The organism is Nostoc sp. LEGE 12454, assembly GCF_056620565.1.
This window is the reverse complement of record NZ_JBWQXL010000009.1, coordinates 220,806-231,866: the sequence shown is the minus strand read 5'-3', so window position 1 is coordinate 231,866 and position 11,061 is coordinate 220,806. Positions and strand designations below refer to the sequence as shown.

General features: G+C 42.5%; 13 protein-coding genes, 1 tRNA gene, 1 pseudogene and 1 other annotated feature. Of the genes and pseudogenes, 4 read left to right on the top strand and 11 right to left on the bottom strand.

The genetic code is table 11. The features are described 5' to 3' along the window. Positions 1 to 122: 122 nt before the first annotated feature. Positions 123 to 1,490: pseudogene (locus AC1F2U_RS13095) on the top strand (elongation factor G); the annotation flags it as partial. Positions 1,491 to 1,551: 61 nt separating this feature from the next. Here the strand turns inward: AC1F2U_RS13095 and AC1F2U_RS13090 are convergent. Beyond that, positions 1,552 to 2,022 (bottom strand): hypothetical protein, encoded by a 471-nt coding sequence (locus AC1F2U_RS13090; RefSeq protein WP_480261501.1) that lies wholly within the window; start codon positions 2,020 to 2,022, stop codon positions 1,552 to 1,554. A 188-nt stretch (positions 2,023 to 2,210) separates the two neighbouring features. On the opposite strand from AC1F2U_RS13090, the gene AC1F2U_RS13085 reads away from it, so the two are divergent. After that, a complete protein-coding gene (locus AC1F2U_RS13085) occupies positions 2,211 to 2,861 on the top strand; it encodes a Uma2 family endonuclease (RefSeq protein ID WP_480261500.1) in 651 nt (216 codons plus the stop codon). A 136-nt stretch (positions 2,862 to 2,997) separates the two neighbouring features. Here AC1F2U_RS13085 and rplL read toward each other — a convergent pair whose 3' ends face one another. From rplL to rplS, 8 genes are all read right to left on the bottom strand, one after another. Continuing rightward, a complete protein-coding gene (gene rplL, locus AC1F2U_RS13080) occupies positions 2,998 to 3,387 on the bottom strand; it encodes a 50S ribosomal protein L7/L12 (RefSeq protein ID WP_322703945.1) in 390 nt (129 codons plus the stop codon). Positions 3,388 to 3,473: 86 nt separating this feature from the next. Continuing rightward, positions 3,474 to 4,088: a 50S ribosomal protein L10 gene (gene rplJ, locus AC1F2U_RS13075; RefSeq protein ID WP_480261499.1), complete on the bottom strand. Its 615-nt coding sequence runs from the start codon at positions 4,086 to 4,088 to the stop codon at positions 3,474 to 3,476. A gap of 63 nt (positions 4,089 to 4,151) precedes the next feature. After that, positions 4,152 to 4,319, bottom strand: a sequence feature (ribosomal protein L10 leader region). Between the two features lie 56 nt (positions 4,320 to 4,375). Beyond that, entirely contained in the window at positions 4,376 to 5,089 is a 714-nt protein-coding gene (gene rplA / locus AC1F2U_RS13070; protein ID WP_194043412.1) for a 50S ribosomal protein L1, read from the bottom strand. A 133-nt stretch (positions 5,090 to 5,222) separates the two neighbouring features. Further along, entirely contained in the window at positions 5,223 to 5,648 is a 426-nt protein-coding gene (rplK, locus tag AC1F2U_RS13065) for a 50S ribosomal protein L11 (RefSeq protein ID WP_094348918.1), read from the bottom strand. Between the two features lie 6 nt (positions 5,649 to 5,654). Then, on the bottom strand, positions 5,655 to 6,305 hold the full coding sequence (nusG, locus tag AC1F2U_RS13060) for a transcription termination/antitermination protein NusG (RefSeq protein WP_094348919.1): 651 nt from the start codon (positions 6,303 to 6,305) through the stop codon (positions 5,655 to 5,657). Further along, positions 6,305 to 6,526, bottom strand: coding sequence for a preprotein translocase subunit SecE (secE, locus tag AC1F2U_RS13055; RefSeq protein WP_480261498.1), 222 nt, complete (start codon positions 6,524 to 6,526; stop codon positions 6,305 to 6,307). Before secE ends, nusG begins: the two co-directional genes overlap by 1 nt. Positions 6,527 to 6,713: 187 nt before the next feature. After that, positions 6,714 to 6,786 (bottom strand) — tRNA-Trp (locus AC1F2U_RS13050). 152 nt (positions 6,787 to 6,938) lie between these two features. Further along, the gene (gene rplS / locus AC1F2U_RS13045) at positions 6,939 to 7,301 is read right to left on the bottom strand and encodes a 50S ribosomal protein L19 (protein ID WP_094348921.1); all 363 of its coding nucleotides are present in this window, start codon (positions 7,299 to 7,301) and stop codon (positions 6,939 to 6,941) included. A 153-nt stretch (positions 7,302 to 7,454) separates the two neighbouring features. Here rplS and AC1F2U_RS13040 point away from each other — a divergent pair, with 153 nt between their 5' ends. Beyond that, entirely contained in the window at positions 7,455 to 8,513 is a 1,059-nt protein-coding gene (locus AC1F2U_RS13040) for a glycosyltransferase family 2 protein (protein WP_480261497.1), read from the top strand. Here the strand turns inward: AC1F2U_RS13040 and AC1F2U_RS13035 are convergent. After that, entirely contained in the window at positions 8,510 to 8,728 is a 219-nt protein-coding gene (locus AC1F2U_RS13035) for a hypothetical protein (protein ID WP_480261496.1), read from the bottom strand. The two genes, AC1F2U_RS13040 and AC1F2U_RS13035, sit on opposite strands and share 4 nt — an antisense overlap. A gap of 455 nt (positions 8,729 to 9,183) precedes the next feature. On the opposite strand from AC1F2U_RS13035, the gene AC1F2U_RS13030 reads away from it, so the two are divergent. After that, positions 9,184 to 10,242 (top strand): glycosyltransferase family 4 protein, encoded by a 1,059-nt coding sequence (locus tag AC1F2U_RS13030; protein WP_480261495.1) that lies wholly within the window; start codon positions 9,184 to 9,186, stop codon positions 10,240 to 10,242. Positions 10,243 to 10,344: 102 nt separating this feature from the next. Here the strand turns inward: AC1F2U_RS13030 and AC1F2U_RS13025 are convergent, their stop codons facing one another. Then, positions 10,345 to 11,001: a hypothetical protein gene (locus AC1F2U_RS13025; RefSeq protein ID WP_480261494.1), complete on the bottom strand. Its 657-nt coding sequence runs from the start codon at positions 10,999 to 11,001 to the stop codon at positions 10,345 to 10,347. Positions 11,002 to 11,061 lie beyond the last annotated feature (60 nt).

Genomic DNA, 11,061 nt, shown 5'->3' with positions numbered 1-11,061 from the left:
AAAACAAACCATGATTCACAAGGTACTTATGACAGAAGCCACACAACTGAGGAGCCGGATGAGGCGAAAGTCTCACGTCCGGTTTTGAAGACGAGTTGAAGAGGTGACTCTTCAGCTTAGTTCAACACATTGAGCCACCTCAAGAAGAAATCCTCAAAGATTTAAAAATGGAATTAGGGGCAGATTTGGTAGTGCCCGTTTTCTTTGGTGTCGCAGAACAAGATTATGGTGTAAGACCTCTATTAGAAGCCTTGTTACGGGAAGCCCCCGAACCAGAAAGCACAGCAGAACGTCGTTTAAAAAACATAAAAGGTGATACAGCTTTAGCGCAGGTATTAAAAACTTACTACACTCCCCAAGGTGGCAAACTGTCTTTGGTGCGTGTTTGGCGGGGCAAATTAACTGATGGCATCGTCCTCAATGGCATTCGCACTGGTGGAATTTACCGCCTCATGGGACAACAACAGCAATCAGTTAACCAAGTTAGTGCTGGTGAAATTGTCGCATTAAGCCGTTTAGAAGGAATCAAGACAGGCGATACAATCTCCACAGAACAGCAGTCGGCAATAAAATTACCCAAAGCTGTAGAGTTAGAACCAGTCTATGCTCTGGCCATTACACCAGAAAAGCGCAACGATGAAGTTAAACTCAGCAGTGCTATTACCAAGTTATTAGAAGAAGACTGCTCACTTGCTTGGGAACAACACGGTGATACTCACGAAGTTATCTTGTGGGGACAAGGCGAGATTCATTTACAAGTCGCCCTAGACAGACTGCGCCGCAAATATAACTTGCCAATGACAACGCACTTACCACAAGTGCCTTACAAAGAAACCATCCGCAAAACAGTGGCTTCAGTTCATGGACGCTACAAACACCAAAGCGGTGGTCACGGACAGTTTGGTGATGTTTTTCTCGAAATCAAGCCCCTGCCACGCGGTACAGGTTTTAACTTTAATGAAACCATTGTCGGCGGCGTGGTTCCCAAACAGTACATTCCTGGGGTGGAAATGGGCGTGAGGGAATTTCTGACACACGGGCCTTTAGGCTTCCCAATAGTCGATTTGGCGGTAACTCTGACTAATGGTTCGTATCACAACGTTGACAGTTCCGAACAAGCCTTTAAGCAAGCTGCCCGATTAGCAATGCAAACGGGAATACCCCAAGCAGAACCTACCCTGTTAGAACCAATTCTGCGGATAGAAGTGACTACACCGAGCGAATTTACCTCCAAAGTGCTGCAACTGTTGAGTGGTAGACGGGGGCAAATTTTAGGCTATGAGGGTAGAAACGATTGGCAAGGCTGGGATAATGTCTCTGCATACTTACCACAAGCAGAGATGCAGAATTTTATTGTAGAGCTGCGATCGCTCACCTTGGGCGTTGGTTCCTTCCACTGGGAATATGACCATCTCCAAGAAGTGCCAGAAAAGCTTGCCGAACGTGTCATTCATAGCAATGGCAATGGTGGTAATGGCAACGGCAAGTAATTAATTTTGGATCTATATAAAATCAAAACCCTGCATTTAAATTTGCAGGGCTTTTTGTTTGTTAATGAATATTTAATTCGTTTTGGACGTGCTGTTGAAACGTTAATCCTTCTGTACTCCACCGGTCTTGGAATGCTCGTATATTTTCCAATTTTATTGCTTTTCCAGTAGGAGGGAATTTAATCGCACAATCAAATATTTTACTGTTATCTGGAGGATGCTCCCAATTATCCGTCATCCAAATCACCTGAACAAGGCGATAAATATTAAATTCATCTCCAGCATTTTTATCAGGATAAACTTGCTTATTCAGCATTTTAACAATGTGCGTTACTTTGCTACGTTGTCTTAAAATCATCAGTTCACCTTCTTGTGGCACCCTTGCACCTTTTTCATCTCTATTTTTTAAATTTCTCCAATGTAATGCAAATATTTTTAATTCTGGATGTATATTAGGTATGCTGGGATAAGCCCAAGGTTCACCATTTAAAGGTTTTACGTTTTTAGTCCAAATTAATCCATTTAAATCCATAACTATTTCTCAATCTTGTTTTAATAGAGAAGCTTCAGTTATAGTTTTCCCTAAAATCTTGCTAAAATAACAAAACTTCGTTTTTGCACATATCATCAATAAAAAGTTTGATAGTTAAATATTATTTTTTGCTACGATAGTTACATCTTGGCTTTTACAATCTAAACCTGAAATTTCAATGGTAAATAATGGTAACACTTCAATTGCGACAATTAAGTGTTCCGCCGGGACATAGAGTAATACTCCACGATGTTAGCTGGCAAGAATTTGAGGCAATTTTAGAAGAACTTGGCGACCATCGAGCCACTCGATTGGCTTACAGCCAGGGAACTTTGGAGATGAGAATGCCATTACCAAAGCATGAAAAAGCCAAAGTCATCATTGGGGATTTGGTGAAAATTTTGTTGGAAGAGCTAGAGATTGACTGTGAAACATTTGGCTCAACCACTTTCAAACGTGAAGATATGGCTTTTGGTGTAGAGCCTGATGACTCTTTCTACATTCAAAATCATGCTCAAATGATTGGTAAAGAGCGAATAGACTTGACGGTTGACCCGCCACCTGACCTTGCAATTGAAGTTGATGTTACTTCCAAAACTCAACTAGATGCTTACGAAGCATTGCAAGTTCCTGAACTGTGGCGATATGAAAATGGCAAGCTACAAATTAATATTCTTCAGGATGGCAAATACATTGAGTCTGAAATTAGTTCTACTTTTCCCAACTTACCCATTGTTGAAGAAATTCCCCGATTTGTCGAACAAAGCCGAACTTTAGGTAGAAGTCCAACCCTTAGAGCATTTCGTCAATGGGTAAGAAAGCAAATCAATCCAACTTAATATAACCCTTGCTTTTTTAACAACAAATGAACGTTGTAATACTTAATAGTATTTTTATCTACAACAGAAGACTCTACGATAAAAAAAAGGAGCCTAACTTAGGCTCCTTAATAAAAAACTGGTAATAGAATTGTGACTACTTAACAGTCACCTTACCGCCAGCTTCTTCGATGCGCTTCTTAGCATCTTCAGCAGCATCCTTAGCAATACCTTCTTTAACTGCCTTGGGCGCAGCTTCTACCAAATCTTTAGCTTCTTTCAGACCCAAACCAGTCAATTCCCGAACAATCTTCAGTACGGCAATCTTCTTATCAGCTGGGACTGATTCGAGAATCACTTCAAACTCAGTTTGCTCAACAGCTTCTTCAGCAGGAGCAGCAGCAGCACCAGGACCTGCAAACGCTACGCCAACAGGTGCAGCAGCACTTACACCAAAAGCTTCTTCAATTTGCTTGACTAATTCAGAAGCTTCCAGCAAAGAAAGAGTTTTTAGTTGTTCTAAAATGTTATCGGTTGTAGCAGACATTGATATAACTCCTGTAATTTTGATTATTTATTTGTCATGGGTCATTAGTCTTTAACTATAGACTTTTGACTGATGAACCACGAAGTCTATTCAGCAGCAGTTTCAGTGCTACTATCACTTTCAGCAGTGCTTTCGGTGCCGCTATCTTGTACAGCAGCAGTTTCGGTACTACCACCACTTTGCTCTTGGTCGGCCACAGCCTGCAAAGCACGAGCCAGTGAACCAGGAACTTCGTTGATACCCACAGCAATCTTGGTAGCCAAGGAATTGATAGCCCCAGCAATTTGTGCGATGAGTTGTTCCTTAGATGGCAAGTCTCCTAGTACCTTGACATCAGGTTCTTTGAGTAGGCGACCTTCCAGTACACCACCGCGAAGTTCTGTCTTCTTGGTGACTTTTTGGAATTCTTGGTACGCCTTAATTGCCGATGAAAAATCATCTTTTACCAGCAAAAAGGCGGAAGAACCATTGAGCAATTCTGACAAAGGCTGCCATTTTTCATCGTCTTTGATGGCAATGCCCATTAAGGTGTTCTTCGTCACCTTACAAACAGTGCCACTGGGACGTAACCGCCGCCGTAAGTCTGTGATTTCCGAAACTGTTAACCCCTGATAATCAATTACCAGTGCCAGAGTTGACTCACTCAAAGTTTCTTTGAGGTCAGCTACTATTTCTTGTTTATTTTCTAGTGTTCTACCCATTCCAATCTCACCTCCTTAAAACAATCGGGGAAGTGCCCTAGTTGTGTGTTTTTTCTCAACCTGAACCCAAACAACAAACCCCAGCTAAGTTAGCCGGGGTTTAGTAGTAAGACTCTTGACGCCATAGTTATCACACCTTTATGGGTGGTAATTCTGACAATTAGAGTTTTAACCTCGGCAGGATATTAAGTTATTAGCACCTGCTGTCTCCGGCTTTGCTTATTTAATTTTGTCATTTGTCCTTAGTCATTTGTCCTTTGCCTTTACAAATGACTAATGACTAAAAATTAACCTGCTTGGCTCAGTTTCAAATCTCGTAGGGCACTGATATCAACTTTAATTGATGGCCCCATAGTGGCTGACACATAAAATGTGCGCCAATAACGACCTTTAGCTCCTGAAGGACGGTTACGGTCAATCGTCTCCTGCAATGCCTTCAGGTTGACTAACAAATCTTCAGGCGAGAAGGTTGTCTTACCAAACATAACATGGACAATACCAGTTCGGTCAGCCCGGAATTCTAATTTACCAGCTTTGAATTCTGCGATCGCACCTGCTAAGTCAAATGTTACGGTTCCACCCTTGGGGGATGGCATCAAACCACGCGGACCAAGCAATTTACCCAGCTTTGCCACTTGTGGCATCACATCGGGTGTGGCAATCAGCTTGTCAAAATCCATTCTACCTTTCTGGATTTCGTCAATTAGTTCTTCTGACCCAACTAAATCAGCACCAGCGTTGCTGGCTTCGTTTACCTTTTCGCCTCTGGCTATCACCGCCACTCGGACGATTTGTCCTGTACCTTTGGGCAGTGCTACCGTTGTCCGCAACTGTTGGTCTGTATACTTAGGGTCAATTCCCAACCGGATATGCGCTTCCGCAGCTTCGGTAAATTTAGCTGTTGCTGTGTCTTTAAGAAGAGCTAAAGCCTCTAGGGGATGATAATCTTTTTCTTCTACTTTTGCTTGCAGACCCTGCAAACGACGCGATATTTTTGGCATTTGTTCTCCTGGGGTAATTCCGAAGCCTCGCCTCTCCCCCGATAATTTTTAGTTATTTGTCCTTTGTCATTTGTCCTTTGTCTTTTGTCATTTGTTGATTTTTTACTAATGACCAATGACCAATGACCAATGACTAATCTGTAACTGTTACACCCATATTTTTAGCCGTTCCTGCCACAATCTTCATTGCCGCGTCTATGTCGTTGGCATTGAGGTCGGGGAGTTTTGTTTGGGCTATTTCTTGCAATTGTGCTTTGGTAATTGACCCAACCTTCTTTTTGTTGGGTTCATTCGAGCCTTTTTCAACTTTCGCCGCCTTCCGAATCAGTACTGATGCGGGTGGCGTTTTGAGTACGAATGTAAAACTCCGGTCTTCAAAAACCGAAATTTCTACAGGTATCACCATTCCAGCTTGGTCTGCTGTTTTGGCGTTGTACTCTTTACAAAACATCATGATGTTGACACCATGTTGACCCAAGGCGGGACCAACTGGCGGTGCTGGGTTGGCTTTTCCAGCATTCAGGGCCAGTTTAATGACCGCCACTACTTTCTTCGCCATTTGTATTTAACTCTGTTTCTCTACCTGATTAAATTCCAATTCTACTGGTGTATCCCTGCCGAAAATTGAGAGCAAGGCTTTAAGTTTACTCCGTTCTGGAGAGACTTCAATCACCTCGCCTTCAAAGTCTTTAAATGGACCAGAAAGCACCATTATCTTATCACCAGTAGCCATGTCAATTTTGACAACAGCTTCTTGTTCGCTGGTTTGTTTGAATATACGTTCAACTTCTGAAGAACTCAGTGGTATGGGGTTGACATGACCGCGACCCTTGCTGCTACCACGTTTTTGTTCTGAACCGACAAAGTTAATTACATGAGAGGTGTTGCGTACCACCTGCCAAGTATCATCATCCATCATCATCCGCACCAGCACATAACCAGGGAAAACTTTTTCTTCTGTATGCTGGCGACTGCCATCTTTACGGATTTTCACCGCTGGCGTCTGCGGAATTTCTACCTGGATAATTTTGTCAGCGACATCAAAAGTTTGAATGCGTTGCTCTAAGTTAGTCTTTACACGCTTCTCACAGCCTGAAGCTACTTGTACTGCATACCAGCGTGCTTCTTTTGACGCTGCCTCTGCTGCTTCTGCTGCTTCTGCTGTTTCTTCTGACTGCAACATTGAGTTGCGTGGTTCATCTGTTGCAAAACTCATTAGAACACCTGTTTTGCTGCCCAAGCAAACAATCCATCGACCAAGTATATCAAAGATGCGGAAAGTGCCACCATTAACAACACAGCGGCGGATTCGCTCACTATCTGTTTCCGACTGGGCCAAACTACTTTTTCAAGTTCTTCTTTGGTTCCCTGTATGAAGTTGCCAAAGCTAAACCCATTTGGGGTTTCTGGCAATTCTGCTTCACTTTTTTTGGCCACGACCGTTATCCCCCGTTTCTTATACTAGATCCTGTTTAATTGTCATCTAGGTTTGCAGTTTCGACTCTATTTCACTTACTGGAAGCAAAACAACTACAAATACAATAAGTTTACCCGAAATTATTAGCGCTAACTGCTATATTAGCAGCAGCGTAATTATTTCGGGCTTTGTTTTTTTGCTCTTGAGCGCGCCCTGGAGGACTTGAACCCCCGACATCAGGTTTTGGAGACCTGCGTTCTACCAACTGAACTAAGAGCGCACAAGCTGTTTTTGATTCAGTGATTGCGCTGAACTAAATTTCAGTTTAACGCAATATGCGATTTATATCATACCTTAATTTTGTCGGGAAAACAAGTCAGCGGCAGATGCCGCTTGCAGCTTGAGATTTCTCCCATACTTTTGCAGGACGAATCACAAAGGGCGGTCAAACCGTTGCTTGATTCGGGTTGCTTTACCTACGCGATCGCGGAGATAATATAGTTTAGCACGGCGCACTTTACCGCGACGTAACACCTTAATGCTGTCAATCCGGGGAGAATGCAACAGAAATACCCGCTCAACGCCCACGCCTTGAAAAACCTTACGAACTGTAATAGTTTCGTTGATGCCGCCATTGCGCTTGGCAATCACAACTCCCTCGTAGGGTTGCACGCGGTATTTTTCGCCTTCCTTGATTTTCACTCCCACTTTTACAGTGTCGCCCACATAAATGTCGGGCAGATTCGATTTTATCTGTTCCGCTTCAATGGAGCGGATAATCTCTTGAGCGTTCATAGTCTTTCTGTCTGCTTAAAAAAAACTCACGATCATCAATGATAAATCGATAATCCTATTTCAGTCTACTTGTTAGGATTGATAATTGTACTGATACAACAGCCTGCATATCGAAGCTATATTGCAAAATGCCGTACTACAAAGGAAAAATTTATGAAATTTAGTATCGTTATCAGTACCTATAATCGCTTGAATTTACTGAAAAGAGCAATTGATTCGGCTCGTAACCAAACAATCGAGTGCGAGGTAGTTGTTGCCGACGATTGTTCTTCTGATGACACCCAAACCTATCTCAAAAGCTTAGGGGACAAGGTTGTTTATCATCGTAACGAAGTAAACCAAGGTCATGCAGCAACAGTAAATGCTGGAGTTGCCAAAGCTAGCGGCGACTGGATTAAGTTTTTAGATGATGACGACTATTTAGCGCCTAACTGCATAGAAGAGATGGCAAAGGCGATCGCACTTCGTCCCGAAGCTGTAATCTGCTCTTGTGTGGCGGCTCAGGTGGATGGCAATGAAGTTGAACTCTCTCGCACCCCCCAAGTTGGCCCCGGTTTAGCTTTTTATATCCCCCAAGCCGATATTCACTACGGGATGCTTTTAGAGCTTGTACCCTTTGGCACACCTGTACAAGTAGCTTGTCGACGTGATGCTTTCTTACAAAGTGGTGGTTGGGACTCCACACTCGATGCTAACTGTGATGACATCGATTCCTGGATTCGAATTGCTCAGTTTGGCGATGCTATTTTCTTCAACCAGTGTCTTGCTTACCGCACTATCTGGCCGGGTGCGTATAATCAGAAGTTTTCTTTGTCTCGGCGGTTGGCGACAAATATTTTAATGAAGGAAAAAATTTACGCCTTGGTAAATGAGCAACATCGCTCACAGATTCCCGCCTTTCAGGATATAAAAAATTACCTGAAACTCCATTGGATTTTAGTAGCACTGAAGCAAAAAAATCTCAAGAGTTTTCTTTCAATGATAGATCTATCTATACTTTCTCCTCGGTCTTGGAAGTTTTTGCTAACTGCTATTTCATCACGCCGCTCTCAGGGAAACAATTCTCAGGTTCGTAAACTTGTATTGATTGAGTTTTACTATGATGTCTGGCAAAATTCCCAGGATAAAAGCGCCAGTTTTCAGAACTTAAGATTAGATTCTGTGCCACTGGTGGACTTGCCTGTGAGCGCTCAGTCGAACTCTGAACGCTAGACGAGGAAGTTACTACCAACTACCAGATTTGTCGTAGTGAAATTATCCGAAGTCTCCAAGGTGTAAAAAGAATAATAACCAAGGACTTTAACTTCTGTAAAAGTACCCGATTGCAAAAATTGTAGGTTGCCATCAGACCAGGTTATGTGTATATGAGGTGGTAATTGTGGAATTTGATTAGCAGTGTGGAGTCTGTAAAGTTGCCATTTTGTCACCTCAAACTAAGGTTATGAGTTCAACTCAAACTGACTGAAGCTTTATCATTACCGGGCTTTCACACAATTATTAACAGTAATAATGAATTATTTGTTACCATTAATTTCCTTCTTTATCATCAAGCAAATTGCTGTTTCTTAAGCGGTATATAAAAGCTTTTATTCTCTGTTTTGGCTGCCATGCTGTACTAGAGTTTCGATACTAAGTATTGGGAAATATAAAATTTAAGATAACAGATTCAGTCTTCAGAATTTTGAAGTTTTACCCCGATTTATCGAGCCGTTACTGAATAAGTCTTTAAGCTAAGTAACTGGTAATAAGCGCTCTTAATCAGTAGAAAGTGGTTAATTTTACGCACTACTGACTACTTTTTAGTTGTCGCTGAAGACCTCAATAATTATGTTGATTTATACTCTGTTACTTATCTTTATTTTTTATATACATGTCAAAGATTATGCGAATCATACATATTTTGAACCACGTTCAAGAAATAGGTAACGGTATTGTGAATGTGGCTGTGGATCTGGCTTGTCTACAGGCAAAATCTGGTTATGAGGTAGCGGTTGTTTCTGCTGGTGGAGAATACGAGGCTTTACTAGAGCTTTGTGGTGTCAAACATTACCACTTGAACCAAAGCAGGAAACCGATAAATACGATTAAAGCAGCTATACGTTACCGAGCGATCGCAGCTGAATTTCAACCAGATATTGTTCACGCTCACATGATGACGGGAGTAATATTAGCACGCATTTTTAAAGGAAACAAATATGCTTTAGTTTCTACAGTCCACAATGAATTTCAGCGTGCCAGCCTGCTGATGGGTTTAGCTGACAGAGTAATTGCTGTTAGTCAGGCTGTATGTGATTCTATGATTAGGCGTGGTATTCCAGAAAACAAGTTGCGGGTGGTATGTAACGGCACTTTAGGTAGTCCCCGCACCCGACAGATACAAGATTATCTACCTTTACCATTACAGCATCCAGCGATCGCCACTGTAGCCGGTATGTATCAACGCAAGGGAATTGCTGAGTTAATTGCTGCCTTTGAACAAGTTGCTTCAGATTTTCCCCAAGCCCATCTTTATTTGGTAGGAAATGGCCCTGATAAACAGCTATTTGAAGCACAGGCACAAGCAACTTCTGTAAAAGAACGCATTCACTTTGAAGGTTTCCAACCAGAACCTCAACGCTATCTGATATCTTGTGACATATTTGTGCTGGCTTCCCACCGCGACCCTTGCCCTTTGGTACTTTCAGAAGCTAGAGAAACTGGAACTGCGATCGTCGGCACTCAGGTAGACGGGATTCCTGAAGCTTTAGACAACGGGCGAGCAGGTCTTTTGGTGCCAGCAAAAGATAGTCATGCTTTAGCTGGGGTTTTAGTGCAATTACTGAGTAATGCCGAGATGCTGCAAGAGTGGAAACAGCGGGCAAAGAAAAACCTAGACAGGCTGAATGTTGCCCGCGTTCATCAGGAAACTATGACAGTGTATCGGGAGCTAATTACAGAATGAAGGCAGAGGGGCAGAGGGGCAGAGGGGCAGAGGGGAAAGACTTACTACAACTTCTCCCTTGCTCCCCTGCTCCCCTGCTCCTCTGCTTTTTCCCCAGTCCTCTTAACAGAGCGATCGCTTTAGTTTTAAAGCTACGCCTAAAGCGCCAAAAACCAGTACGCCCAAAACGTTAGTTGATTCAGGAACAGCCGTGTAATAAGAAGCCACTCTGATCGGCCCGTCTTTATCTTCTTGCTCTGCTGGAATTGGTGGAATGATTCCAGCACCCGGCGCTAGATTAGGCAGGGTAGCGAATGGATTGTAAAACAAGCTTCCGTTTGGGATGACGCCACCACTAAAAGTGATAGTACTACCAGCAATGGTAATGTCTGTAAAAATATCCTTGAGATCGGGGTTAGCAGAGTTACCAATCTTCCCATCTCCATTAACATCTCCCCACTGCACTGGTTCATTATCAAATGGTGGAGTTGAATTCGGATTACTATAGGACAGTGTTTTTAAATCAAAGACCAAGCTTTTTATATCGTAACCAGTGGCATTTACAAAGTTATTAGCTACATCTGGAACACCATATTCTATTACTTCCCCTGGTAGAAAACCTGTAAGGGTTCTTGGTTTTTTTGCCTCGAATACTTCTTGATTTTTAGTCGTCACAATGGGTTCTACAAAAATGACGGCTCTTGCTGGTGTCGAAGACAAAAAACTAATTCCTGCTGCTCCGAGAACAGACAAGGCTATTTTTGTGGCAATTCTAGTCATATTTGTGTCCTTTGGATATTGATTTGCAGAATGCTATACCGCATGGTTTAAATCAAACAA